At 69.9% G+C, this 24,861-nt stretch carries 28 protein-coding genes; 10 read left to right on the forward strand and 18 right to left on the reverse strand.

Annotated features, from left to right (window positions below; translation table 11 throughout):
• From gatB to ACFU99_RS04365, 7 genes are all read right to left on the reverse strand, one after another.
• Positions 1 to 1,373 (reverse strand): Asp-tRNA(Asn)/Glu-tRNA(Gln) amidotransferase subunit GatB (gatB, locus tag ACFU99_RS04335; RefSeq protein WP_384385531.1); only part of this gene is annotated, 1,373 nt, incomplete at its 3' end.
• A gap of 14 nt (positions 1,374 to 1,387) precedes the next feature.
• Complete coding sequence (locus tag ACFU99_RS04340; RefSeq protein ID WP_384385534.1) at positions 1,388 to 1,630, reverse strand: hypothetical protein; 243 nt, start codon at positions 1,628 to 1,630, stop codon at positions 1,388 to 1,390.
• Positions 1,627 to 3,120 (reverse strand): Asp-tRNA(Asn)/Glu-tRNA(Gln) amidotransferase subunit GatA, encoded by a 1,494-nt coding sequence (gatA, locus tag ACFU99_RS04345; RefSeq protein ID WP_384385537.1) that lies wholly within the window; start codon positions 3,118 to 3,120, stop codon positions 1,627 to 1,629. Before gatA ends, ACFU99_RS04340 begins: the two co-directional genes overlap by 4 nt.
• 1 nt (position 3,121) lies before the next feature.
• Complete coding sequence (gatC, locus tag ACFU99_RS04350) at positions 3,122 to 3,418, reverse strand: Asp-tRNA(Asn)/Glu-tRNA(Gln) amidotransferase subunit GatC (protein WP_030884612.1); 297 nt, start codon at positions 3,416 to 3,418, stop codon at positions 3,122 to 3,124.
• Positions 3,419 to 3,725: 307 nt separating this feature from the next.
• Positions 3,726 to 5,888, reverse strand: coding sequence for a putative bifunctional diguanylate cyclase/phosphodiesterase (locus tag ACFU99_RS04355; protein WP_384385541.1), 2,163 nt, complete (start codon positions 5,886 to 5,888; stop codon positions 3,726 to 3,728).
• Between the two features lie 224 nt (positions 5,889 to 6,112).
• Positions 6,113 to 8,302, reverse strand: a complete 2,190-nt coding sequence (gene ligA / locus ACFU99_RS04360) for an NAD-dependent DNA ligase LigA (protein ID WP_384385544.1) — start codon at positions 8,300 to 8,302, stop codon at positions 6,113 to 6,115.
• Positions 8,303 to 8,334: 32 nt separating this feature from the next.
• Positions 8,335 to 9,348, reverse strand: coding sequence for a methionine synthase (locus tag ACFU99_RS04365; RefSeq protein ID WP_384385547.1), 1,014 nt, complete (start codon positions 9,346 to 9,348; stop codon positions 8,335 to 8,337).
• A gap of 84 nt (positions 9,349 to 9,432) precedes the next feature.
• Between ACFU99_RS04365 and ACFU99_RS04370 the strand changes: the two genes are divergently transcribed.
• Complete coding sequence (locus tag ACFU99_RS04370) at positions 9,433 to 9,879, forward strand: DUF3592 domain-containing protein (RefSeq protein WP_384385549.1); 447 nt, start codon at positions 9,433 to 9,435, stop codon at positions 9,877 to 9,879.
• Between the two features lie 103 nt (positions 9,880 to 9,982).
• Here ACFU99_RS04370 and ACFU99_RS04375 read toward each other — a convergent pair whose 3' ends face one another.
• From ACFU99_RS04375 to ACFU99_RS04400, 6 genes are all read right to left on the reverse strand, one after another.
• A complete protein-coding gene (locus ACFU99_RS04375) occupies positions 9,983 to 10,672 on the reverse strand; it encodes an SDR family oxidoreductase (RefSeq protein WP_384385552.1) in 690 nt (229 codons plus the stop codon).
• 24 nt (positions 10,673 to 10,696) lie between these two features.
• Positions 10,697 to 11,236, reverse strand: coding sequence for a TIGR00730 family Rossman fold protein (locus tag ACFU99_RS04380; protein ID WP_384385555.1), 540 nt, complete (start codon positions 11,234 to 11,236; stop codon positions 10,697 to 10,699).
• Positions 11,237 to 11,506: 270 nt separating this feature from the next.
• Positions 11,507 to 12,835, reverse strand: a complete 1,329-nt coding sequence (gdhA, locus tag ACFU99_RS04385) for an NADP-specific glutamate dehydrogenase (RefSeq protein WP_384385599.1) — start codon at positions 12,833 to 12,835, stop codon at positions 11,507 to 11,509.
• Positions 12,836 to 13,257: 422 nt separating this feature from the next.
• Positions 13,258 to 14,394, reverse strand: a complete 1,137-nt coding sequence (locus tag ACFU99_RS04390) for an FAD-dependent oxidoreductase (RefSeq protein WP_384385558.1) — start codon at positions 14,392 to 14,394, stop codon at positions 13,258 to 13,260.
• 171 nt (positions 14,395 to 14,565) lie between these two features.
• Complete coding sequence (locus tag ACFU99_RS04395; protein WP_384385561.1) at positions 14,566 to 14,994, reverse strand: hypothetical protein; 429 nt, start codon at positions 14,992 to 14,994, stop codon at positions 14,566 to 14,568.
• A 161-nt stretch (positions 14,995 to 15,155) separates the two neighbouring features.
• Complete coding sequence (locus tag ACFU99_RS04400) at positions 15,156 to 15,677, reverse strand: ATP-binding protein (RefSeq protein ID WP_384385564.1); 522 nt, start codon at positions 15,675 to 15,677, stop codon at positions 15,156 to 15,158.
• A 294-nt stretch (positions 15,678 to 15,971) separates the two neighbouring features.
• On the opposite strand from ACFU99_RS04400, the gene ACFU99_RS04405 reads away from it, so the two are divergent.
• The 3 genes from ACFU99_RS04405 to ACFU99_RS04415 are packed head-to-tail and all read left to right on the forward strand — an operon-like array spanning position 15,972 to position 17,257.
• Positions 15,972 to 16,826, forward strand: coding sequence for a helix-turn-helix transcriptional regulator (locus ACFU99_RS04405; protein ID WP_384385567.1), 855 nt, complete (start codon positions 15,972 to 15,974; stop codon positions 16,824 to 16,826).
• Between the two features lie 13 nt (positions 16,827 to 16,839).
• The gene (locus tag ACFU99_RS04410) at positions 16,840 to 17,037 is read left to right on the forward strand and encodes a DUF397 domain-containing protein (RefSeq protein ID WP_384385569.1); all 198 of its coding nucleotides are present in this window, start codon (positions 16,840 to 16,842) and stop codon (positions 17,035 to 17,037) included.
• 16 nt (positions 17,038 to 17,053) lie between these two features.
• Positions 17,054 to 17,257, forward strand: coding sequence for a DUF397 domain-containing protein (locus ACFU99_RS04415; protein ID WP_384385602.1), 204 nt, complete (start codon positions 17,054 to 17,056; stop codon positions 17,255 to 17,257).
• Between the two features lie 78 nt (positions 17,258 to 17,335).
• Here ACFU99_RS04415 and ACFU99_RS04420 read toward each other — a convergent pair whose 3' ends face one another.
• Complete coding sequence (locus ACFU99_RS04420) at positions 17,336 to 17,725, reverse strand: VOC family protein (RefSeq protein ID WP_384385571.1); 390 nt, start codon at positions 17,723 to 17,725, stop codon at positions 17,336 to 17,338.
• Between the two features lie 220 nt (positions 17,726 to 17,945).
• Here ACFU99_RS04420 and ACFU99_RS04425 point away from each other — a divergent pair, with 220 nt between their 5' ends.
• The gene (locus ACFU99_RS04425; RefSeq protein WP_384385574.1) at positions 17,946 to 18,272 is read left to right on the forward strand and encodes a hypothetical protein; all 327 of its coding nucleotides are present in this window, start codon (positions 17,946 to 17,948) and stop codon (positions 18,270 to 18,272) included.
• Between the two features lie 8 nt (positions 18,273 to 18,280).
• Here ACFU99_RS04425 and ACFU99_RS04430 read toward each other — a convergent pair whose 3' ends face one another.
• Positions 18,281 to 18,757 carry a nuclear transport factor 2 family protein gene (locus ACFU99_RS04430; RefSeq protein WP_384385577.1) on the reverse strand — a complete coding sequence of 159 codons (477 nt, stop codon included), beginning with the start codon at positions 18,755 to 18,757 and terminating at the stop codon, positions 18,281 to 18,283.
• A gap of 45 nt (positions 18,758 to 18,802) precedes the next feature.
• Positions 18,803 to 19,171: a hypothetical protein gene (locus ACFU99_RS04435; RefSeq protein ID WP_384385580.1), complete on the reverse strand. Its 369-nt coding sequence runs from the start codon at positions 19,169 to 19,171 to the stop codon at positions 18,803 to 18,805.
• A gap of 267 nt (positions 19,172 to 19,438) precedes the next feature.
• On the opposite strand from ACFU99_RS04435, the gene ACFU99_RS04440 reads away from it, so the two are divergent.
• Positions 19,439 to 20,818, forward strand: a complete 1,380-nt coding sequence (locus ACFU99_RS04440) for a cytochrome P450 (RefSeq protein WP_384385582.1) — start codon at positions 19,439 to 19,441, stop codon at positions 20,816 to 20,818.
• Positions 20,819 to 20,900: 82 nt separating this feature from the next.
• On the opposite strand, the gene ACFU99_RS04445 is transcribed toward ACFU99_RS04440, so the two are convergent.
• A complete protein-coding gene (locus ACFU99_RS04445; RefSeq protein WP_384385604.1) occupies positions 20,901 to 21,437 on the reverse strand; it encodes an ArsI/CadI family heavy metal resistance metalloenzyme in 537 nt (178 codons plus the stop codon).
• Between the two features lie 120 nt (positions 21,438 to 21,557).
• On the opposite strand from ACFU99_RS04445, the gene ACFU99_RS04450 reads away from it, so the two are divergent.
• The 3 genes from ACFU99_RS04450 (at position 21,558) to ACFU99_RS04460 (ending at position 23,214) form a co-directional block, all read left to right on the forward strand.
• The gene (locus ACFU99_RS04450; protein ID WP_384385585.1) at positions 21,558 to 21,995 is read left to right on the forward strand and encodes an ArsR/SmtB family transcription factor; all 438 of its coding nucleotides are present in this window, start codon (positions 21,558 to 21,560) and stop codon (positions 21,993 to 21,995) included.
• Between the two features lie 36 nt (positions 21,996 to 22,031).
• On the forward strand, positions 22,032 to 22,457 hold the full coding sequence (locus ACFU99_RS04455) for an arsenate reductase ArsC (RefSeq protein WP_384385588.1): 426 nt from the start codon (positions 22,032 to 22,034) through the stop codon (positions 22,455 to 22,457).
• Between the two features lie 175 nt (positions 22,458 to 22,632).
• Positions 22,633 to 23,214: a TetR/AcrR family transcriptional regulator gene (locus ACFU99_RS04460; protein WP_384385590.1), complete on the forward strand. Its 582-nt coding sequence runs from the start codon at positions 22,633 to 22,635 to the stop codon at positions 23,212 to 23,214.
• Between the two features lie 28 nt (positions 23,215 to 23,242).
• On the opposite strand, the gene ACFU99_RS04465 is transcribed toward ACFU99_RS04460, so the two are convergent.
• Positions 23,243 to 23,707, reverse strand: coding sequence for a DUF2000 domain-containing protein (locus tag ACFU99_RS04465; protein ID WP_384385593.1), 465 nt, complete (start codon positions 23,705 to 23,707; stop codon positions 23,243 to 23,245).
• Between the two features lie 231 nt (positions 23,708 to 23,938).
• Here ACFU99_RS04465 and ACFU99_RS04470 point away from each other — a divergent pair, with 231 nt between their 5' ends.
• Positions 23,939 to 24,448, forward strand: coding sequence for an Lrp/AsnC family transcriptional regulator (locus tag ACFU99_RS04470; protein WP_384385596.1), 510 nt, complete (start codon positions 23,939 to 23,941; stop codon positions 24,446 to 24,448).
• Positions 24,449 to 24,861: the final 413 nt, after the last annotated feature.

The following is a 24,861-nucleotide window of genomic DNA, read 5'->3' on the forward strand; positions in this document are numbered from 1 at the left end:
ATGGCGGCGTTGGCGGCGATGGCCTCGTCGACGGCCGTGCCCAGCGCGCCCTCGTCGGAGACGACCGCGAGGCCGCGCTTCTCGACGACCTCGTCCGGTGTGCCCTCGCCCGCGAGGACGCCCTCGATGGTCTGGCGGGCCAGCTTGTCGTTGAGGGAGCCCTCGGCGACCAGTGCGCAGACCCGCGCGACCTGGGCGGGGGTGATCGGCAGGGCGGCGAGGTCGACGCCGTCCTCGTTGGAGCGGCGGGCGAGCTCGCCCATCCACCACTTGCGGGCCTGGTCGGCCGGTGCGCCCGCCTCGATCGTCTGGACGATCGGGTCCACCGCGCCCGCGTTGAGGATCGACTGCATGTCGTGCTCGGAGACGCCCCACTCCTCGCGCAGCCGGTTGCGGCGCAGACGCGGCAGCTCGGGCAGCGTGGCCCGCAGCTTCTCCACCCATTCGCGGGCGGGGGCCACGGGGACGAGGTCGGGCTCCGGGAAGTACCGGTAGTCCTCGGCGTTGTCCTTGATGCGGCCGGCGGTGGTGGAGCCGTCCTCCTCGTGGAAGTGCCGGGTCTCCTGCACGATGGTGCCGCCCGAGGACAGCACGGCCGCGTGCCGCTGGATCTCGTAGCGGGCGGCGCGCTCGACGGAGCGCAGGGAGTTGACGTTCTTCGTCTCGCTGCGCGTACCGAACTTCTCCACGCCCTGGGGGCGCAGCGACAGGTTCACGTCGCAGCGCATCTGGCCCTGCTCCATGCGCGCCTCGGAGACGCCGAGCGCCTTGATGAGCTCGCGCAGCTCGGCCACGTACGCCTTGGCGACCTCGGGCGCGCGCTCGCCGGCGCCCTCGATCGGCTTGGTGACGATCTCGATGAGCGGGATGCCGGCCCGGTTGTAGTCGAGCAGCGAGTGGGACGCGCCCTGGATGCGGCCGGTGGCGCCGCCCACGTGGGTGGACTTGCCGGTGTCCTCCTCCATGTGGGCACGCTCGATCTGCACGCGGAAGACCTCGCCGTCCTCCAGCTGGACGTCCAGATAGCCGTTGAAGGCGATCGGCTCGTCGTACTGGGAGGTCTGGAAGTTCTTCGGCATGTCCGGATAGAAGTAGTTCTTCCGGGCGAAGCGGCACCACTCGGCGATCTCGCAGTGCAGCGCGAGGCCGATCTTGATGGCGGACTCGACGCCGATCTCGTTGACGACCGGCAGCGCGCCGGGGAGGCCGAGACAGGTCGGGCAGGTCTGGCTGTTGGCGTCCTGCTTCAGCTCGGTGGAGCAGCCGCAGAACATCTTGGTCTTGGTGCCGAGCTCGACGTGCACCTCAAGCCCCATGACGGGGTCGTAGGCGGCCAGCGCGTCGTCGTACGGCACCAGGTCGGTGACAGTCACGGAAAACTAACCTCTCAGCCCTGCAGGACGTCGTCGTCGCCCATGCGGCGCAGCTCGCGGACGAGCAGGGCGACACCGGTGGCGATGGCGGCGGCCGAGACCACCGCGTCGATCAGCTGGAGCGTGTCCTGCTCGAAGCGGGCCTTCTTGGCCTGCTTCGCGACGCTGATCGCGCCGAAGAGCGTGGTGCCGATGGACAGGTACGTGCCGGGCCTGGACTTCTTGAAGCCCTTGGCCTTTTCGAGCTTTCCACTCATAGCGACGGTGCCTCCTCAAGCAGCGGGTGTCCCCAACGTGCCTCGAAGGCGGCCTCCACGGCCGCTCCGACACGGTAGAGCCGGTCATCGGCCATGGCGGGGGCGATGATCTGGAGTCCGACCGGCAGCCCGTCCTCGGGCGCCAGTCCGCAGGGCAGCGACATGGCCGCGTTGCCCGCCATGTTGGTCGGGATGGTGCACAGGTCGGCCAGGTACATCGCCATGGGGTCGTCCGACCGCTCCCCGATGGGGAAGGCGGTGGTCGGCGTGGTCGGCGAGATCAGCACGTCCACGGACTCGAAGGCACGCTCGAAGTCGCGCGTGATGAGCGTGCGGACCTTCTGCGCGGAGCCGTAGTACGCGTCGTAGTAGCCGGAGCTGAGCGCGTACGTGCCGAGGATGACGCGGCGCTTGACCTCGTCGCCGAACCCGGCCTCGCGGGTCAGCGCGGTGACGTCCTCCGCCGACTTCGTACCGTCGTCGCCGACCCGCAGGCCGTAGCGCATGGCGTCGAAGCGGGCCAGGTTGGAGGAGCACTCGGACGGCGCGATCAGGTAGTACGCGGCGAGGGCCTTGTCGAAGGACGGGCAGGAGATCTCCACGACCTCCGCGCCGAGCTCGCGCAGCAGTTCCACGGACTCGTTGAACCGCTGCATGACGCCGGCCTGGTAGCCCTCGCCCGCGAACTCCTTGACGACGCCGACGCGCATGCCCTTCACGTCGCCGTTGCGCGCCGCCTCGACGACGGGCGGGACCGGGGCGTCGATGGACGTCGAGTCGAGCGGGTCGTGCCCGGCGATGGCCTCGTGCAGCAGGGCCGCGTCCAGGACCGTACGGGCGCAGGGTCCGCCCTGGTCGAGGGAGGACGAGAAGGCGACCATGCCGTAGCGGGAGACGCCGCCGTAGGTGGGCTTGACGCCGACGGTGCCGGTGACGGCGGCCGGCTGGCGGATGGAGCCGCCGGTGTCGGTGCCGATGGCGAGCGGGGCCTCGTACGAGGCGATGGCCGCGGACGAGCCGCCGCCGGAGCCGCCGGGGATGCGGGTGAGGTCCCAGGGGTTGCCGGTGGGGCCGTACGCGCTGTTCTCGGTGGAGGACCCCATGGCGAACTCGTCCATGTTGGTCTTGCCGAGGATGACGATGTCGGCTTCCTTGAGGCGCCGGGTGACCGTCGCGTCGTACGGCGGAATCCACCCTTCGAGGATCTTGGAGCCGACGGTGGTCGGGATCCCCTTGGTGGTGAAGATGTCCTTGAGCGCGAGCGGCACGCCGGCCAGCGGGCCGAGCTTCTCGCCGGCCGCGCGCTTCTCGTCCACGCGGCGGGCCTGCGCGAGCGCGCCGTCCCGGTCCACGTGCAGGAAGGCGTGCACCTTCTCGTCGACGGCCTCGATGCGGGCCAGATGGGCCTCGGTGACGGCGACGGCGGTCACCTCGCCCGAGGCGATCTTCTCTGCGGTCTCGGCGGCGGTGAGCCTGGTGAGATCGGTCATGTCAGTCCTCCCCCAGGATCTGCGGCACCTTGAAACGCTGCTGCTCCTGGGCCGGGGCGCCGGAAAGCGCCTCCTGCGGGGTCAGCGACGGACGGACCTCGTCCGGTCGCATGACGTTGGTCAGCGGCAGCGGGTGGGACGTCGGCGGTACGTCCTCGTCGGCCACATCGGAGACGCGGGCGACCGCGCCGATGATGTCGTCGAGCTGTCCGGCGAAGTGGTCGAGCTCTTCGTCCTTGAGCTCCAGACGCGCCAGCCGAGCGAGGTGGGCGACCTCCTCGCGCGTGATGCCAGGCATGCAGCGATCCTCAGGGTGAGTGTGTAGGTTTCGGGCCCAATCCTATGGCTCCGGACGCGGTGCCCGCGAAACCCTTTCTCCGGCCCCGGCCCGAGTCCGCCGAAGGACGCCGTGGTAGGGGGCTCGGCGACCGCGTTATGGCCTCGCCGACCGTCCTCATACGGGCTCGGTCCCCGGCCTTTCTCGCACGGGCTTGCCGACTGTCCTCGTACGGGCTCGGTCCCCGGCCGCATACGCTCGCGTACGGGCTCCGGCTCGCGCTCGTACGCCCCGTGCCGACCGCGGTGCTGCCTCACCGCCCGCAGGGCTAGAGCATCGGCCGCCGCGACGCCGTCCCCGCCTCTGCCCCCGGCGCCGGCGCCGTGGCCGGGGGCATCGAGGGTTCGGCCCGCGGCGCGGGCGCGGCGGCGGGTGGCGGGGGTTCGCCCTCGCGGTGCCAGCCGCTCTTGCTGCGCAGCCGCAGCCAGGCGGTGGTCTCGTCCGGCGGCATCGCTGCGGCGACCAGCCAGCCCTGCACCGCGTCGCAGCCCAGGTCGCGCAGCCGCTCCCAGGTCTCGTCGTCCTCGACGCCCTCGGCCACGACGAGGAGGCCGAGGGAGTGGGCGAGGTCGAGGGTGCAGCGGACGATCTCGGCGTCCTCGGTGTCGACGACGAGCCGGGCCACGAAGGACCGGTCGATCTTCAGCTCGCTCACCGGGAGCCTGCGCAGGTGCACGAGCGAGGAGTAGCCGGTGCCGAAGTCGTCGAGGGACATCTTCACGCCGTGGCCCGTGAGCCCCGCGAGGGTGTCGGCGGCCCGCTGGGGGTCCTCCAGCAGGACGTGTTCGGTTATCTCCAGTTGCAGCGACCCGGGCGGCACCCCGTGCCGGGCGAGGCGGGCGGCGACGGCTCCGGCGAAGCCGGGTGAGTGAACGTCACGCGGGGAGACGTTGACGGCGACGGGCACCTCCAGCCCCATGGCCCGCCACTTGGCGACCTGTCCGAGGGCGGTCTCCAGGACGTACTCGGTGAGCCGGGGCATCAGGCCGGAGGACTCGGCTATCGCGATGAACTCGTCCGGGGGCACCCGGCCGCGGTCGGGGTGCACCCAGCGCACGAGCGCTTCGAGCCCGGCGACGTGGCCGTCGAAGCCGACTTTCGGCTGGTAGTGCAGCTCGACCTCGCCCGCGTCGAGGGCGCGCCGCAGGTCGCCCAGCAGCCCCAGCCGGTCGGGGGTGTTGCCGTCGCGGCGGGCCTCGTAGACCTCGACGCCGCTGCGGTCCCGCTTGGCCTGGTACATGGCGACGTCGGCGCGGCGCAGCAGACCTTCCGCGTCGAGGGCGTGGTCGGGGTAGACGGCGACGCCCGCGCTGGCTTCGAGGACGAGGGTGAGGCCGTCGAGGTCGAGAGGGGTGCTGAGGCCGGCTACGAGCGAACGGGCCACGCGCTGCGCGCTGGTGAGCGAGTCGGCGGTGGGCAGCAGCACCGCGAACTCGTCGCCGCCGAGCCGGGCGGCCTCCGCGCCGCGCGGCAGGGCGAGCCGGAGCCGGTCGGCGATCTGGAGCAGCAGCCGGTCCCCGGCGAGGTGGCCGAGGGTGTCGTTGACGGAGCGGAAGCGGTCGAGGTCGATGAGGACGAGGGCGGTGCGGACGCCGTCGCGCTGGGCCTCGTCCAGGGCGGACCAGGTGCGCTGGAGCAGCCGTTGGCGGTTGGGGAGGCCGGTGAGCGGGTCGCGCAGCTGCTCCTCGGCGCGGGCGCGGGCGATCCACAGGGTGGAGTCGAGGGCGATGAGGGGGACGGCGAAGAGCGGGAGGACGATGGGTTCGCTGACGGCGACGACGGCGATGAGCGGGGCGAGGCCGAGCAGCGCGACGCCGATGAGGGCCTGCCGGACGAGGGCGGCGCGGGCGACGGTGGGCAGGCCGGCGCGGCGCGGGGCCATGCAGTACCAGAGCAGGAGGCGGGTGACGACGAGGTAGGCGAAGGCGGCGAGGGCGATCTTCGGGGCGGTCGCCGCGTTCCATTCGTCGGGCCGCCAGGGCGTCTCCACGGTGGGGACGGTGGAGAACGCGGCGAGGGTCAGCGCGGCGGCGCCGATGCCCAGGATGTCGACGGCGCTGTGCAGCGCCGCTTGTCGCCAGCGGTGTCTGCGGGCGGCGGCGACGAGCGCGACCACGGCGAGGCTGATGAGGACGGCGGGCAGCCAGCCGTAGAGCAGCAGGACCGCGAGGGTGAGGGCGGCTCCGGAGCCGGTGCCGCCCCACCAGCGGTCGCGGCCTAATGCGACGAGGTGGCCGACGATGATGCCGGTGAGGGCGGCGAGCCCCCAGCCGACGGTGGCGCCGGGGAAGAGCGCCCGCCCGGCGTCGAGTGTCCGGTAGGCCGCGATGACGAGTGCGATCACGGCCAGGGCGACCGCTGACGTCGGCAGCGCCGGCAGGGCCAGCCGGCGCAGCCGTGACGCCGGTTCGGCGCTGTCGGTGGGTTTCATGCCCGTCCCTCTCACAGCCTTCGATGCCCGCGCCACGGCAGGCGCACATCTCAACAGTAGGCCGCAGAGGGTTGCGGCGGGCCGCGATCGGCTACGGTTTCCCGATTGCGGCCTGGCCATCCGCAACCCTCTGGTATGCGCTCTAGGGGTGATGCCCGCTGACTATGCCGGGACTCCTGATCGGACTGTGCGGTCGGACTGCTCGCCCGGACTATCCGGGCGGACTATTCGGGCGGAGTCACGGCCGCTTCGCGCGCTGCGTCCGGACCCTGTTCGAGGAGTACGGCGAAGCCGTCCTCCTCCAGTACCGGCACCTTCACCTGCATCGCTTTGTCATATTTGGATCCGGGGTTATCGCCGACGACCACGAAATCGGTCTTCTTCGAAACCGAACCGGTCACCTTCGCCCCCCGGCTCTGTAGCGCCTCCTTAGCGCCGTCCCGCGTGTACGACTGGAGCGTTCCGGTGACGACGACGGTCAGGCCCTCCAGCGGCCGCGGACCCTCATCGTCTCCCGCCTCCTCCTCCATGCGTACCCCCGCGGCGCGCCACTTCTCCACAATCGCGCCATGCCAGTCCTCCGCGAACCACTGCTTCACGGACGCGGCGATGGTCGGGCCCACGCCCTCGGTGGCCGCCAGCTCCTCCTCGGTCGCCTCCGCGATCCGCTCCAGCGACCGGAACGCGCGGGCCAGCGCCTCCGCCGCGACCGGCCCCACATGCCGGATCGACAGCCCCGTGATGATCCTGGCCAGCGGCCTTTCCCGCGCGGCCTGGATGTTCTCCAGCATCGACAGGGTGTTCTTCTTCGGCTCGCCCTTCTGGTTGGCGAAGAACGTGACGATCTTCTCCTCGCCCGTCTCCGGGTCGCGCTTGGGCAGTCCGCTGTCCGGGTCGAGCACATACGACTTGATGGGGAGCAGCTCCTCGACGGTGAGGTCGAAGAGGTCGCCCTCGTCCTTCAGCGGCGGCTCGGCGGGCTCCAGCGGCTGGGTCAGCGCGGTGGCCGCCACATAGCCGAAATTCTCGATGTCCAGGCTCTTGCGGCCCGCGAGATAGAAGATCCGCTCCCGCAACTGGGCAGGGCAGGAACGGGCGTTGGGGCAGCGGAGGTCGATGTCGCCCTCCTTGGCGGGGCGCAGCGCCGTACCGCAGTCCGGGCACTCGGCCGGCATCGCGAACTCCCGCTCGCTGCCGTCGCGCAGGTCCACGACGGGCCCCAGAATCTCGGGGATCACGTCGCCCGCCTTGCGCAGCACCACCGTGTCGCCGATCAGGACGCCCTTGGCCTTGACCACGTCCTGGTTGTGCAATGTCGCGAACTCGACCTCGGAGCCCGCGACCGTGACCGGCTCCACCACCGCGTACGGGGTGACGCGGCCGGTGCGGCCGACGCCGACGCGGATGTCGACCAGCTTGGTGTTGACCTCCTCCGGCGCGTACTTCCAGGCGATGGCCCAGCGCGGGGCGCGCGACGTGGAGCCCAGCCGCCCCTGGAGGGGGATCTCGTCGAGCTTGACGACCACGCCGTCGATCTCGTGCTCCATCGAGTGCCGGGTCTCGGTGTCGCCGAAGCGCGCGATGAACTTCCGCACGCCGTCCAGCGAGTCGACCACCTGGTTGTGCTTGGCGGTCGGCAGCCCCCACTCGCGCAGCAGGTCGTAGGCGTGCGACTGGCAGTCGATGTCGAAACCCTCGCGCGCGCCGATGCCGTGCACCACCATGTGCAGCGGCCGGGTCGCGGTGATCTTCGGGTCCTTCTGGCGCAGCGAACCGGCCGCCGCGTTGCGCGGGTTGGCGAACGGCGGCTTGCCGGCCTCCACCAGCCGGGCGTTGAGCTCCTCGAACTTCTCCATCGGGAAGAAGACCTCGCCGCGCACCTCGACCAGCGCCGGGACCCGCTCCCCCTCCAGCCGGTGCGGGATCTCGTCGATCGTGCGGACGTTGGGGGTGATGTCCTCGCCGGTGCGGCCGTCCCCGCGGGTGGCGGCGCGGGTCAGCCGGCCGTGCTCGTACGTGAGGTTCACGGCAAGGCCGTCGACCTTCAGCTCGCACAGGAAGTGGTACGGGGTCCCCTCCCCCACGTCCTTGGCGACGCGCTCGGCCCAGGCCGCCAGCTCCTCGTCGTCGAACGCGTTGTCCAGGGAGAGCATGCGCTCGCGGTGCTCGACGGTGGCGAAGTCGGTCTCGTAGGCGCCCGCGACCTTCTGCGTGGGCGAGTCCGGGGTCCGCAGCTGCGGATGCTCCTCCTCCAGCGCCTCCAGGGAGCGCAGCAGCTTGTCGAACTCGGCGTCGCTGACGACCGGGGCGTCCCGCACGTAGTACCGGAAGCGGTGATCCTCGATCTGCTCAGCGAGCCGCGCGTGCTTCTCCCGCGCCTCCGCGGGCACCGCTGCGTCCTGTTCGCCTGCCACCGTCTCGTCCTCCCGTTGCTCCAAGAGCGCCGTCACTCAGGGTTGTCCGCGAGCGATCTCGCCGCCTTGACGCAGTGTGCGAGGGCCGTACGGGCATATGCGGGCGAAGCGCCCGCGAGCCCGCACGCGGGGGTGACCACGACGGACTCCGCGAGAGTCCCCGGTGCCAGCCCCAGCCTGCGCCACAGCGTCCTGACACCCATGACGCTACCGGCAGGGTCTGACAATGCGCCGTCGATGCCTGGCACCACGCCCGTGAACAGCGCCGTCCCGCCTTCCACAGCCTCACCGATCGCCTCCTCCTCACGCTCGGTGAGCAGCGAGAAATCGAACGACACGCCCGCGGCGCCGGCCCGCCGCAGCAGGGCGAACGGCACGTTCGGCGCGCACGAGTGGACCACGACCGGAGCGCCCCCGGCGACGGCCACCACATCCCGCAGCGCGCCCTCCACCACGCTCCGGTCCACGGCCCGGTGCGTGCGGTAGCCGCTGGCCGTACGGACCTGGCCGGTCAGCACCGCGGTGAGCGACGGCTCGTCCAGCTGAAGCACGACGCGGGCCCCCGGCACCCGGCGCCGCACCTCCGCGAGATGCGCCCGCAGCCCCTCGGCGAGCGACGCGGTCAGGTCCCGGCACGCCCCCGGATCGCGCAGCGCCGCCTCGCCGCCGCGCGTCTCCAGGGCGGCGGCCAGCGTCCACGGGCCGACGGCCGACACCTTCAGCGGACCCTCGTACCCCTGGGTGAACTCCTCCAGCGCGTCGAGGTCCTCGCCCAGCCACGACACCGCCCGCCGGGTGTCCCGCCCCGGCCGGTCGCTGATCCGCCACCCGCTGGGCTCGACGTGCGCGTACACCTCCACGAGCAGCCCCGCGGTCCGCCCGATCATGTCCGCGCCGGGCCCCCGCGCGGGCAGCTCCGGCAGATAGGGGAACGCCTCCAGCGATCCGGTGACGGTCTTCGCGGCCTCCCGCGCGTCGCCGCCGGGCATCGACCCGACACCGGTCGCCACGCCCGCGGCCCAGCTCTTCTCGCTCTTCTCACTCACCCCGGAAGGGTACGAGAGTACGAGCACTCGGGAACCGCGACCGTCCGGGCGGAGTCTCCGTCCCAGAAACCGGAGGTGTGTGCCATGTCTTTTCTGTCCAGCGCACTCGTGCTCGCCATCCCCGCGCTGATGGCCTGCCTCGCGCTCTACGGCATCGGCAGGGTGGCCGAACGGCGGCGCCGCCTCACCACCTTGTGGCGCACGGGCCTGACCGCCCAAGGCCGCTGCCTGCGCGCGTACGCGACCTCACGCGGCGGCGACAGCGGGTCGGCCGTCCTGCACCACGTGTACGAGTACCGGACCCGCGACGGCCGCCCCGTCCGCTTCGAGGAGACGGGCAGCCCGGCCACGGTGATGGCGGGCGACACCCTCACCGTCCGCTATTTACCCGACCAGCCGGAGCAGGCGACCGCCCTCCAGCCGGACAACTCCGGGATGCTGCGCGCGGCGGCGGCGTCCATGGCCGTCCTCACCGCACTCCTCGCGGTCATCGTGTGCTTCCTGGCGGTGTACGTGGCGGTGTTCATGTAGCGCGTGCACACCCGCTCACGCGTACGCACCCACTCACGCGTACACACCCGTTCAAGGGCACGCCCCCGCTCAAGGGCACGCCCCCGCTCAAGGGCACAGCGCCTCAGCGCCCCGGGCGCACCGTGATGTCGTTGATCTCCGCGTCCCGCGGCAGGTCGATCGAGAGGAGGATCGTCTTGGCGATCGACTCCGGGTCGATCCAGCGCTCGGCGTCGTACTCCTTGCCCTCCTGCTGGTGCACCTTCTCCTGCATCGCGGTGGCGGTGCGGCCCGGGTAGACGGAGGTGACGCGCACGCCGTTGCCGTGCTCCTCGGCGCGGAGCGAGTCGGCGAGGGCCTTGAGGCCGTGCTTGCTCGCGGCGTAGGCGCCCCACTGGGGGCCCGCGCTGAGGCCGGCGCCGGAGTTGACGAAGAGGACGTGGCCCTTGGCGATGCGCAGCTGGGGCAGGAACAGCCGGGTCAGCTCGGCCGGGGAGACGAGGTTCGCGGCGAGCTGGCGGTTCCATGCCTTCGTGCTCAGCTCGCCGATGCCGCCGAGGTCCACGACGCCCGCGATGTGCAGCAGCGTGTCGACGCGGTCGGGGACGGACTGCTGGCTCAGTGCCCAGGAGAGCCGGTCGGGGTTGCCCAGGTCGGCGACGAGGGTGCGGGCGCCGGGGAAGCGCTCCGCGAGCTCCTTGGCCCGCCCCGCGTCGCGCGCGAACAGGAACAGCTCGTCGCCGCGCGCCAGCAGCTTCTCGACGACGGCCGCCCCGATGCCCGAGCCGGCCCCAGTGATCATGTGCGTACTCATGGGACCCAGCTTGCCTTACGGGTCCTACTGGACTCCGGCCGACTCTTCGAGGTATGCCATGGTCCCGACGCCGTCCTCTGCGAAGAAGACCAGCTCCGACAGCGGGACCGGCAGGAAGCCCTCTTCCTCCATCCGCTGGAACTGCTGCTTCAACCCGTCGTAGAAGCCCGCGGCGTTCAGCAGCACCACCGGCTTGGTGTGCATCCCGTGCTTCTTCAGCTCCAGGATCTCGGTCGCCTCGTCGAGCGTGCCCGTGCCGCCCACCATGATCACGATCGCGTCCGCGCGCGCCAGCAGCAGCGCCTTGCGCTCCGCGAGGTCCTTGGTGACGATCATCTCGTCCGCGTTGGTGCGCGCCTTGGCGGCCAGGAACTCCACCGAGACGCCGACCAGCTTCCCGCCGTTGTCCTGCACCCCGTCCGCCATGACCTTCATCAGGCCCGACTCGGAGCCGCCCCACACCATGGTGTGCCCGCCCTTGCCGATCAGCTCGGCGAATTCACGAGCGGGGGCGGTGTAGCGGTCGTCGAGGTCGGCGGCGGAACAGAAGACGCAGATATTCATGGGTGCCACGTTACGCGCGGCACGTGCCTTGCCGCCCCCGCCATTGCGGACGACAAGGGCTGCGGCCCCTGGCTGGTTCTGTGTGCCTCTGTACGTTCAGTACGTCCGTACAGGTCGATACGTTCTTCTTCTTGCTCGTCGTGCTGCTCGTCGTGCTGCTCGTCGTGTCAGGCCGAGCGCCCTCGCTCAGCCGTCGGCCGGGCCGATCGGATGCCGGGTCGGTCGGATGCCAGACCGGTCAGATGCCGGACCGGTCAGATGCCGGACCGGTCAGATCAGGCCCTGCTCCAGCATCGCGTCGGCGACCCGCTCGAACCCGGCGATGTTGGCGCCCGTCACGTAGTCGCCCGGCGCGCCATAGCGCTCGGCCGTCTCGAAACACGTGGCGTGGATGCCGCGCATGATCCCCGCGAGCTCGCCCTCCGCCCGTTCGAACGTCCAGGACTCGCGCCCGGAGTTCTGCCGCATCTCCAGCGCGCTGGTCGCCACGCCGCCCGCGTTGGCCGCCTTGCCCGGCCCGAACGCGACGCCGGCCTCGCGCAGCACACCGACCGCCTCGGGCGTCGCCGGCATGTTGGCGCCCTCGGAGACGGCCTTCACCCCGGCGCGTACGAGCGTCCGGGCGGCGTCTCCGTCGAGTTCGTTCTGGGTGGCCGAGGGCAGCGCGACATCGGCGGGCACGTCCCAGACGGAGCCGCCCGGCACGTACGTGGCCGAGGCCCCGCGCCGCTCCGCGTAGTCGCTGATGCGCCCGCGCTCGACCTCCTTGATCTCCTTGAGCAGGGCGAGGTCGATGCCCTTCTCGTCCACGATGTAGCCGCCGGAGTCCGAGCAGGTCAGCACGTTGGCGCCGAGCGCCTGGGCCTTCTCGATCGTGTAGATCGCCACGTTGCCGGAGCCGGAGACCGTGACCTGCTGCCCGTCGAGGTCCTCGCCGCGCTGCTTGAGCATCTCGGCGGTGAACAGCACGTTCCCGTACCCGGTGGCCTCCGTACGGGCGTGGGAGCCGCCCCACTGGAGCCCCTTGCCGGTGAGGATGCCGGCCTCCCAGCGGTTGGTGATCCGGCGGTACTGGCCGAACATGAAGCCGATCTCCCGGCCGCCCACGCCGATGTCACCGGCCGGTACGTCCGTGTGCTCGCCGAGGTGGCGGTGGAGCTCCGTCATGAACGACTGGCAGAACCGCATCACCTCGGTGTCGGAGCGGCCGTGCGGGTCGAAGTCGCTGCCGCCCTTGCCGCCGCCGATGTTGAGACCGGTCAGCGAGTTCTTGAAGATCTGCTCGAAGCCGAGGAACTTCACGATGCCGAGGTTGACCGAAGGGTGGAAGCGCAGCCCGCCCTTGTACGGGCCGAGGGCGCTGTTGAACTCCACTCGGAAGCCCCGGTTGATGTGGATCTGCCCGGAATCGTCCTGCCACGGCACCCGGAACATGATCTGCCGCTCCGGCTCGCAGATCCGCTCCACCAGCTTGGCCGCGACGATCTCGGGCCGCGCGGCGAGGACCGGCGCGAGCGTCTCCAGGACCTCCAGGGTGGCCTGGTGGAACTCGGGCTCGCCGGGGTTGCGGCGTATCAGCTCTCGGTGAAAGGACGCCATCACATCAGTACTCACATCGGTCCCCTTCCAGGACAGCGAATATGACCATGCCGTTTCTGGTATGGCCATGCGACTTTAAGCGCCGAGCGCACCGGGGAGGTCACCGGGGCGGCCACGGAGTGCTCCCCGCACGGCTCGGAAAGCCCCGCGGGGAGCCGTACGAGATCCGCGTGAGAGCCGCGTCGGAGGGGCCTTTCGCCGTGTGGTGACGGGCACGCGCGTACCGCGAGGGGGTGGGCGGAGTGAGCGCGTACTCGACGCACGGCGTACGGCTCCCTCCAACGCCTCCTCCCGGAAGACGACGCCACCTGCTTCCATTGCCCGCGAATCAGAAGCGGAATCTTCTCTGTTCCACTTCTGCACAGGCCACTCTGTGCACGGAAGACGTCACAGTCCTGTCAGTCCTGTCCTGAGCAGACTGCTCAGTTCGGAGCTGGCTGCCTGGTGAACTTCTCGATCATCTCGTCGGGTGCGGCGTTGTTGGCCGCCACGGCTTCGGCGGCAGCCTCGGCACTGCGCGGGAGCATCACCCGCTCGTACGCGGCGAGCGCGGCCTCTACGTCGCCGGGGCGCGCGGCGAGGGCCAGCCCCAGCTCGGCGCCGTCCTGCATGGCGAGGTTGGCGCCCTCTCCGTCGGGTGCGGACAGGTGGGCGGCGTCGCCGACCAGCGTCACCCCGGGCACGCGGTCCCAGCGGTGCCCGATCGGCAGGGCGTAGAGGGGGCGCAGGACCGGCGGCGTGTCGCCGTCGGTTATCAGCGCCGTGAGCTCCGGCACCCAGCCGTCGAACTCCGTCACGATCCGCGCGAGCGCCGCCTCCGCATCGCTGAAGTCGATGTCGGCGAACCACTCCAGCGGCTTGGACAGCGTCATATACGTGTGGATGGTCCCGCCGCTCTCCCGGTGGGCCCCGAGCCAGCCGCCGTCCCCGGACCGGTCGAGCACGCCGAAGGAGCCGCCGCCGACCGCCTTGGCGGCGGCGGGGTGGCGGGACTCGACGTCGTACAGATACGTCTCGACGAACGACCGGCCGACGTACTCGGGGATGGCATCGGAGAGCAGCGGGCGCACCCGTGACCAGGCGCCGTCCGCGCCGACCAGGAGGTTGGCGGTGAGGGCGGAGCCGTCGGCGAACGTCACTTCGTGCCGTCCCTCGCCGAGGGCGCGTGCGGCGGTGACTTTACGGCCCCACTGGACGGTGCCGGGCGGGAGCGACTGGAGCAGGATGCGCCGCAGCTCGCCGCGCTGCACCTCGGGGCGTCCGCCCGTACCGTCGTCCGGCTGGTCGAGCAGGACGTTGCCGTCCCGGTCGAGGAACCGCATGGCCTGGCGGCCCTCCAGGATGATGCCGTCGAACTCGTCCATGAGGTCCGCCGCCTTGAGGGCGAGCTGTCCGTTGTAGTCGTGGATGTCGAGCATCCCGCCCTGCGTACGGGCCGTCGGCGACGCCTCCGCCTCGTAGACGGTGGCGGGGATGCCGTTGATGTGCAGGACGCGGGCCAGGACGAGCCCGCCGAGTCCGGCTCCGATGATCGTGACGTGGGTGGTCGAAGTGGTCATGGGGATTCCCCTTGTCTGTCGGGCAGCCTGCCGGGGGCCTGCCGGGTGGGTTCCCAGCGGGCTTCAGGCAAGATTCCGGCCTTGGGCCGACAAGGGGCCGACGCCGGCCCGACAGCCGCCGACGGACAGCCGATGACCGACTGATGTCCGACCGACGTACGGCTGACGGGCTCAGACGAGGGTGAGCGCGGCTGCCGCGATGAAGACGGCCTGCAAGAGGGTGCGCGGCCCGATCGGATCCCCTTGGGCCACGTTCCGCTTGGCGGCGGACACGTTGGCGGGGAACATCGCGACCATGAGCGCGATCAGGCACCAGGCGGCTGCGGCCGCTGTGGCGGGGATCAACAGCCCGATGGCACCGGCGAGTTCGAGTACTCCGGTGATCGCGACCAGCAGGTCCGGCCGGGGCAGCGACGGCGGAACCATGCCGACGAGGTCGGCGCGCAACTTGGGGTGGACGTGCGCGAACGCGGTGAGCAGGAACATCAGCGCCAGCCCGACGCGCAGCGCCGCCTGCCAGTTGTCGAGCGCATCGACCCCGGCCACTCCGACGAGCCGGGCCACGACGAACCCGACGACGAGGGCGATCAGGGGTTCCACGCGGTCCTCCAGTGGATGACGGCCTTACGGGCCGGGGTGGGCCCCCAGTGCACCACCGGGCGGGACCCACCCGGCCGACGAAACCGCCCGCCGGGCCCAACCAGGTGTACGCCCCCACTCGAACGGCCGCGTTACGGCACGTCGGGGCGGGCCCAGCCCGCTCAGGCGGCGAGCGCGGAGGGAAGGGCGGGTCCGGGCGGAACCGGACCGACGGCGAGGGCGAGTTCGAACCACACGGTCTTGCCGCCGGGCCCGTTCTCCCCTCCCCCTATGGCACACCCGCCCCACCGATCCGCGACCAGCTCGACAATCGCCAGCCCCCGCCCGCCCTCATCGTCGGCCGGCGGCTCATACCGCTTCGGCAGATCCGGACTGGCATCCCACACACTCACCCGCAGCACCGGATACAGCCAGTGCAACCGAACGATCGCCGACCCCTTCGTATGCCGCACCGAATTAGTGGCCAGCTCACAGGCCAATAGCTCCGCGCGGTAACTGAGTTCGGTGAGCTCATGCGCGGCCAGGATCGCGCGCAACGTGATCCTCGCGATCCGCGGCCCCCGCGGATCGCAAGGAAACCCGAGCTCGTACTGCCAGGGTTCGGTGAACGGGATGGGGGCCGGGTGGTCAGCGGGTTGCTGCTCGGGGCGGCCTGCGGCGTGGGGGAATTCTTCTGTCCTCACGAGGCACCTCCTCAGGTGCGGGCGTGCGGTAACGAACGGACGTGTGCCAAGGGTTGCCGGGGGCGGGCGGTGGCTTTGCCGGTCGCTCCCCTGCCGCGTTGGATGGTTTCCGGACGGGCAGGGACAACCGGTGCGCTTCCGTCCACGACGACGGCTTGAGTGGCACGGGTCACACCCTAGGGCATGTAAGCTCACATATGAGTCCAAGTTCCACGAAGTAGTGAGTAGTTCACCGCCTCACTGGACCGCCGCGTCAGTGGGTGCCAAGCTGTTCGCGCGCGTGAGAGAGGACCCATGGCATCACGGAACGCCCCTACAGGCCGTCAACGGCGCTTGGCCACCGAGATGCGGCGCATGCGCGAGCAAGCCGGGATCTCAATTCAGGATGCGGCCAGAATGCTCGGCGCCGACCGCACCATGATTTCCAACATCGAGGCAGGCCGGACAGGGCTCAGCGACGAGCGCGTCCGGCAGATCGCCTGCCACTACAGGTGCCCCGATGCCGCACTGGTGGAAGCCCTTGCGGGCATGGTCGGCAAGCGTCGGCCACTTCACTGGTGGGATGAGTACCGTGGCAAACTGCCCGACGGGCATCTCGACGTATCCGAGCTGGAGCACTACGCCACCCGCATCAGAACGGCTCAGACCGTGCACTTGCCGGGCCTTTTCCAAACCGAGGACCACGCTCGCGCGATCTTCAACTTCGGGGTACCGGAACCGTCACGCCTGGACGTGGAGCTGCGCGTCGCACACCGCATGGGCCGCCAAGCAATCCTTGAGGGCGCGGACGCCACTCCGTACACAGGCATCATTCACGAGGCGGCCCTCCGGCTGGAGTTCGGCGGCCGAGATGCCACCCGCACACAGCTGGAATACCTCGCGGACGCCTCCGAACGGGACAACGTCACCCTGCTGGTCATCCCGTTCAGCGCCGGGGCCTTCTACGGGGCCGGTCAATCGATCCTCTACGCCGAGGGCGCTGTACCCCAACTGGACACCGTGCAGCTGGACACCGCCTTCGGCGCTCACTTCGTGGATGCCCCGACGCCGCTTGAGAACTACCGCAACCTGCTGGCTCTGATGGAGCGTTCCGCGATCTCCCCCGACGAGTCACGAAAACTCATCCGATCCATCGCACACGAACTGTGAGAGGCCGATAACAGTGCCCGAACACAACTGGCAACGCTCGTCCTTCTGCTCCGGCGGTGGCAACAACTGCGTCGAACTCACTGCGACGCGCAGCGGCGGCATCTCGCTCCGCGAGAGCGACTGCCCCACCACCGTCGTCACGACGAGTCGCCCCGCCCTGAGTGCGCTACTGCGCCACATGAAAACCAGCGCCGAACCGCATCACCCCTGAACGGAGTTCATCCGCACTGTCGGCAAGGAGTTCATCCTTCTCTGGCGACGGCGGCAACAATTGCGTCGAGGTCATAGCTGCGGGAAGCGGCACGGTAGCGCTGCGCAAGAGCGCGGCCCCCGCGCAGCTGATCTCAACCAACCGAGCAGCGCTCCGCGCGCTCATACGCGGCATCAAGGCCGGGGAGGCCCAGTGTCGCTTGTCAGAGCGCTACTCGTAGCCGGAACCGCAGCGCCCACCGCAGGTGGCTGGTGGAGGGCCACGCTCCGCGCGGGATCGCGGCCCTCGGGGCCGGTGGTTACGCGGGCCAGCCGCCATACGGCACGGTGATGAGTTCCATGCCGTGGCCCGCCGGGTCCATGAAGTACACGCCGCGGCCACCGTCATTGTGGTTGATCGCGCCGGGCTGCTTCCGGTGAGGGTCGGCGTAGTGCTCGATGCCGCGCTGGTTGATCTGCGCGTACGCGGCGTCGAACTCCTCCTCGGAGACCAAGAAGGCGTAGTGCTGGGGGGTGATGCTGTCCGCAGGGACAGTGGCGAAGTCCAGGGTGACGCCGTTGCTCAGGTCGACCGCGATGAACGGGCCCCACTCGGCGGTGATCTTAAGACTGAGCAGGTTCGCGAAGAATTCCGCGGACTCCCGGTTGTCCCGGGAATGGACGATCGTGTGGTTCAACTCTACTGACAAGGAATGCCTCCGAAGGCATGTCCCAACACCTCCATGCCTCACCCAGCCGGTGACCGACACGCGATGTCGCCGTAGACCTTAGCCCGGAGTCCGGCGGCCAAGGAAGTACTCAGCTCTACGTCCCTAGAACCAGTGGCTTCAGGCCGGGGCCGGCGACCGGTGAACCGGTAGGGTTCCGGTCCCGCTGAGCGGATTGGTCCTGAGGGAGATGGTGAGTCGCGTGGTGATTCGAGACCTTTACAACGTACGAGCGCAGCAGTCCGCCTCCGACGGCTACGACGGCGGAACGACCCCGCTGTCCGACGAGGAGGAGCGGAGGTTCCAGACGGTGCTGTTCAGTGAGCTGGGCAACAAGATCTCCGAACAGGGCTGGGCGCGATTCCCGGCGTACACGCCGGAGGAACGGCGCCGGTTGGTCGACGTCGCACAGCGACTCACCGCCTACTGGGGACAGCAAGTGTTCGTCGAGGCCGAAGACCACTGCCGCCTCAGGCTCTGCCTCGCCGGGTACGAGTCGCTGCCGAGGCCGTTGCCGACGAGTTCCTGAGCTCAGGCTCAAGGCTGGCGGGGGCCGTCCACGCGTTCCGTCGGCCCGCCGAACGGCAACACAAGGGTCCGTTTCGCCAGGAGCCAGGAGCCGTCGATCTTGCGGAAGGCGTCCTGATAGTGGCCGATGTTCGCGGGCAGCCGGGGCGGCACCAGATCCCCCTCCGTATAGCCGTCGACTCGGTACGTCGCGAAGTAGGTCGTTGCCGAGGCGGTGGTCGGTGAGTCGACGGTGACCAGGATGTTCGTGCACATGCGCCGGGACAGCCGGTCCGCCGTGCGGGAGCCGAAGTACTCGCGCAGCGCCTCACGGCCCTCGATTCGCCGTTGGTCGTACGGCCATTCCCAGACACCGTCAGGGGTGAAAAGGTCGGAGACCGTGCTCGGCTCACCGAGGTCGAGCCGACGGACGAGTTCCAAGATCAAGCGTTCGCAGGCGCGCTCCGCGAGGAGACGTTCTATCGGTTCAAGATCACTGGTGGTCATCCCCCACTTCCTACCAGCCCCGCCTACACCCCCACGACTCCTAGCTCACCCCTCCCCCTCCCCCTCTTCGTCAGCGTCGGTATCGGAGAACGCTCGCGCGGCGTCCCGGTGCCAGTCCGCTGCCAGCCTCCCCTGCTCAGGGCTGATGGCCGACCCCGGCATACGGCTCAATCGTTCGACCTCCTCCGCGAAGCGCAAGTGCGTGTGGTGCGCGTGCTCACGGCAGGCCAGGCAGGTGACGCGATCCGGACGCGGCGAGGTCATCGCGTACGGGACGCGCACCCCGCAACCGGTCGTCACGGCACTCGGAAGGTTCCCGACCAGGCCGAACGTGGCAGCCATCAAATTGCGGGCGACAGCATCGCCGTGGACCACCTTCTCCTCGACATGGATATGCGGATCGTCCCCGCCCATGGGACCTCCCTGCCCCGGCAACCGGACGGACCGGGCGAACCCCCACCCAGCCGCGTCCTTCCCAACGAGTCTGACACCTGCCCTGCGCGTGCCGACATGGACGCGGAACCCACCGTGGGGTAGGACCGGTAGGACCGTGGAGGTGTGGAGATACGGCGACGAGCAAGGGCGAGTCGAGAGGGCTTGCGGGCATAGCCGTCGGCAGGTAGGCAGGGCCGGGCCCGGCCCTGGCCAACCCTGGCCGGCCACCGGACAGGAGGCACCGCCATGCGCATTCCCGGACCCGAGCACCAGGAGGACGGCGGGCGGAGCGCCGTCGCGGCGGCGGGCGGGCTGCACCAGTACCAGTTGCGCCTGCACGCCGCGTACGGACCCGTCGTACGCTTCCAACTCCCGGGCGCGGACACGGCCGTATCGGTCGCCGACCCCGTACTCCTGGAGGCCACGGCACACCTCGACAAGCGGCCCGAGGAACTGTTCGCCTTCCTGGACCCGCTGTGCGAAGCGGGCAACCTCCAAGTGCTACCCGCCGACGAGCACACCCCCTGGCGTCGGCTGCTGCTCTCGGTTCTCGCCGGACGCCCGTCCCACGAGCGGCACTTCGCACGCTTCGCGGAACTGGCTCGCGAGGTCGCGGACCGATGGGCGACCGGGCAGGCCGGACAACCCGCGCCAGCAGGACCAGCAGGACCAGCAGGACGAGCCGGATCAGCCAATGGCCAACCCATCGAGTTGCAGAAGGAATTGACGGCACTGTCCCTCCGTATGATCTGCGGATTCGCGTTCGGCGGCGCGGACGCCGATACCGACGCGGACCGCCTCGTCGTGGCATTCGAGGATGTGCTCACCGAGCACCTCGGACGCCTCTACCAGGTGCCGCGCCCCGACCCGCGCTCGGCGGAACGGGCGGAGGAGGCACTCGCGTATCTACGAGCGACAGTCGACCGCGTGGTAGCGGCGCACCGTTCCGACGGGCGTACAGACCGCAGCGACCTGATCGGGGCGTTGGTGGAGGCCGGGGAGAGCCCGGCGCGGATCCGGGACACCGTGATGGTGACGCTGCTCGCCGCCCATCACACCACCGGCGTCGCCGTGTCGTGGACGCTGCACCTGCTGGGCCGCCACCCCGACGCGGCCGACCGCGTCGCCGCCGAACTGGACGAGGTGCTCGGCGACCGCGCCGCTCCCGACTACGGCGACCTGCGACGACTCACGTATCTCGACATGGTGCTCAAGGAGTCGATGCGTCTCTTCCCACCCGGCCCGTACGGCGCGCGCGAGACGACCGAGCACCTGGCCCTGGGACCGTACGAAATCCCCGCCGGGACAACGGTGTTCTATCCCTTCTGGGCGGTGCACCTGAACCCCGAGCACTGGCCGGAGCCGGAACGGTTCGACCCCGAGCGGTTCGCCCCGCAGGAAGTGGCCAAGCGGCACCGGCTCGCGTACGTACCCTTCGGCATCGGCCCGCGCAGCTGCGAGGGCGCCGCCCTCGCCACGGTCGAGGCCCAACTCGTCCTGGCCGTCCTCCTGAAGCGCCTGCGCTTCCAGCCCGCACCGGGGCATGAGGTGACGCCCGTGGAACGGTTCGTGCTGTGGGCGCGGGACGGGATTCGGATGACGGTGCAGCTGCGGGAACTGACGTAAAGCTGACACGGGCGAGGGCGAGGGAGAAGGGGAGAACGAGGACAAGGGCGAGGGCGAGGGCGAGGCGCACATGGTCGGTCAGTCAGCTTCCGCAGCCGCAGGCCGCTACCGGTTCCCCCGTCGCCGCCGGGGCTGCAGCCCCGCCTGGGTCCAAGATGCCGGCGCAGCAGATATCGCCGTCGCCTCCGTCACTGTCTTCGCCTCCGTCAGTACCTTCGCCGCCATCGGGCACCGGGCTGTTGCCCATCCGCTCGGCGTCGGCCTTGACGACGTAAACCTCCCAGGGCTCGCGGCCGGGACCGTGGACCCAGACCTTGTCCTGAAGGGCGTAGCAGCAGGAGGTGTCGTTCTCCTCGAATGTGGCAAGCCCCGCCGCCCTGAGGCGGCCGGTGGCGGCAGCCACCGCCTCCGTGGAGCCGACCTCGACGCCGAGGTGGTCCAGGCGCGTGTCCTGACCAGGCTCGCCCTCGATGAGAACGAGCTTGAGCGGCGGCTCCGTGATCGCGAAGTTCGCGTAGCCGGGGCGGCGTTTGGCCGGCTCGACGCCGAACAGCTTGGAGTAGAAGGTCACCGAGGCTTCGAGATCGGCGACGTTGAGGGCGAGCTGAACACGTGACATGGCTGCCTCCCCGAGCATGGTGCATGGACGCGTAATGACGTGCACTGAGGTGCGCTGGCATGCATTGACGTTCTTCGATTCAACCTTGCGCTCTGAATCGAAGGACGTCAATATAGAAAGATGTCGAATCAGGTGCCGAATCAAGAGCCGGCGGTGCTCGACCAGGACGGGGTCGGCAGATGCTGCCCACCCCTGCTGACCACCCCGCTGGAGGAGGGGCAGGCCGTCGACCTGGCGAAGGTGTTCAAGGCCTTGGGCGACCCGGTGCGGTTGCGGCTGCTCTCGATGATCGCCTCCCGCGCAGGCGGAGAGATCTGCGTCTGCGACCTCACCCCCGCCTTCGATCTCTCGCAGCCGACGATCTCCCACCACCTCAAGCTGCTGAGGCAGGCCGGGCTCATCGACTCCGAGCGGCGCGGAACGTGGGTGTACTACCGACCGCTCCCGCAGACGACCGACCGTCTCGCCGCACTTCTCACTCGCCCTGCGGGGCAGCCGTCGACGGATGCCGGGTACGCCACCGCCACCGCCACCGCGTCGGCCGGAGTCGCCTCGTAATCACAGAAACAGTCCCCTCCGGAAGGCACTCCACTCATGCCCGAACCCCCCAAACCCTCCGTGCTTTTCGTATGTGTCCACAACGCGGGCCGCTCACAAATGGCCGCCGCGCTTCTCTCTCACCTCTCCGGCGGCCGAGTCGAAGTCCGCTCCGCCGGGTCCGTGCCAGCTGACACAGTGAACCCTGCCGCCGTTCAGGCGATGGCGGAGGTCGGTATCGACATGTCCGCCGAGACACCGAAGTCGCTGACCGTAGAGGCGGCAAAGGCGTCCGACGTGGCGATCACCACGGGCTGCGGCGACGTCTGCCCCGCCTTCCCCGGGAAGACGTATCTGGACTGGACGCTCGACGATCCGGCAGGGCTGGGCGTCGAGGCCGTACGTCCCATTCGCGACGAGATCAACCGGCGCATTCGCGACCTCCTGAAAGACTTGGGCATCCGAGCGGCGCCGTCCGAGTGACGCCCGGCTGATGCCTGAGTGGGGATTCTCCTCGTAAGAACTTGAGCGGCGCACGAAACTGGGCACGGGGCACCCGGTCTGCCATCATGGCCAGACGGAACCACGTTCCGCTTCAAAATATACGGAACGCGGTTCCGATTGGCAAGGGGGAGTATGTGATGGGAGCTTCAGCTCAGTGACCGCCAACGGCAGCGAATCAGGACCGCCCGCGCCCCGGAAGCGGGCCGACGCCCGGCGCAACGAGAAGACCCTGCTGGAGGCAGCCGCAGCGGCCTTCGTCGCCTCCGGCGTCGACGCGCCCGTACGCGACATCGCGACCAAGGCGGGCGTCGGTGTCGGCACCATCTATCGACACTTCCCCACGCGGGCGGATCTCGTCGTAGCGGTGTACCGGCACCAGGTGGAGGCGTGCGCCGAGGCCGGCCCCCACCTGCTGGCGAACAGCGACTCGCCGTACACCGCCCTGACGCGGTGGGTGGACCTCTTCGTCGACTTCCTCGTCACCAAGCACGGCCTGGCCGAGGCGCTGCGCTCCGACGACCCCACCTTCTCCGCTCTCCACTCCTACTTCATCGACCGCCTCGCGCCGGTCTGCGCCGGCCTGCTCAAGGCCGCCGCCGAAGCGGGCGAGATCCGCCCCGACATCGAGGCCCTGGAACTGATGGTCGGCGTGGGCAACCTGTGCATCGGGGCCGGTGACCCCCGCTACGACGCCCGCCGCCTGGCGCAACTCCTTCTGGCCGGGCTGCGCCTGTAGTAATCGACGGGGTTAGTAGTCGACGGGGTTAGCTGAGCAGGGAGAGTTTCCCTACGAGCTTGTCGATGCGGTTGCGGGGGCCGAGGAGACTGACGGCGCAATAGGTGAGGTCAGCGGCCTTGGTACCGGCGACTTGCTCCAGGTACTGGTCGTAGACCCTTACGCTCTGCGCGTTGTCCGGCATGTCGACGACGAGGACGTCCTCCTTCTCAGCCGCCTTGCCGCGCAAGGTGTTCAGCGTCGTGGCGTCGGCGGCCAGGATGGAGCACCCGGCCCAGGGCAGCCCGGGGTGGCCGAACCCGTCGGCGTCCTCCGCATCCGCGCCCAGCAGCGCGGGATGCCGCCGGCCGATGGCGGCCGCGATGCAGGCGGCTGCGTTGGCTTGCCGTCCGACGGGGAGGCCTGCGTCGATGACGATCACCCACTTGAGCTTCGCCTGCCGCGTGGAGAGATCGGTGCGGATGTCGCCGGTGGACAGTTCGGGTACGGACATGCTGCTACTCCTGGGTACGGGGGGGTGGTTGGTGTGACGGTTGCGGATAGCGGGCCGATGGTGCCCCGCAGCAGCAAGGCTCCGAGAGCGAGTCCGGCACCGCCGTTGAAACCGTTGAGACCGTTGAAGTCGTTGAAGCCGTGTTTCTGTTGCCTCATGACGCCATAGGCTAAATATTGATGCGCCTGAACGAGCAGATCAGCGCACTTCATGCGCCATGGAGGCGAAACTATGGAACTTGATGCGGTGGACCGAGCTCTTCTTCGGGAGTTGCAGAACGATGCACGGCAGACCAACCGGGACCTGGCCGCAAAGACGGGCGTCTCGCCGTCGACGTCCCTGGAACGGGTACGGCTCCTCCGGGAGCGCGGCCTCATCACCGGCTACCACGCCGCGTTGGACCTGGAGGCTGTCGGGCGACCCGTACAGGCACTGATCTCGGTACGGATCCGGCCACCCGCCCGACCAGTCATCGAGGGGTTCCGGGAGTGGGCGCATCAACTGCCTGAGGTGATCGCCATGTTCGTCACCTCCGGTGCCTACGACTTTCTCCTGCACATCGCGGTGCCAGACGTCAACGGCGTCTACGCCTTCGTCATCGACCGCCTAACCGAACGCCGCGAGGTCGCCGACGTCCAAACGACCATGGCGTACGAACACGTCCACTCCCGCATCATCGAACCGGCCGGGTCCGATGCTGCCTCCGGGGAACCGATCCGGCATACGCGCCGATATCGGTAGCGGGGGGTGTGGGTTGACCTCGGGCCTGCGGCTACCAGGCGGGGCGTTCCGCGGCCCGTCGCGCGGTCCACGGCTGGTGTCGCAGGCGGCTGCTGGGTGGGGCGGCATTCGGCTCGGCCGGGTGCGGGTTTCGCCTCGGACCCTCCGGGTCCAGGGTGCTGGCGGCGGGAGGGAAGGGGCGGGGCGGACGCCGGTTCACTGCCTGACGCTTGGTGCGCGGCCGAGGTCAGGACTGGCTCCGCTGCGCTGCGCCGCTGGCTGCTGCCGCGATGGGGTGGCTACCCGGTGGCTCAGGTGCGGGGCGTTTCGGGCCTGCGGCCCACGGCAGCCGAAGTGAAATGGCGCGCTGCGCTGCGCCTGGGGGCGGCTGGCCGTTCGGGGCGGTTTCCGCCCGTACGAGAGGGGCCCACAGC

The organism is Streptomyces sp. NPDC057654, assembly GCF_042800135.1.
Taxonomy (GTDB): Bacteria; Actinomycetota; Actinomycetes; order Streptomycetales; family Streptomycetaceae; genus Streptomyces.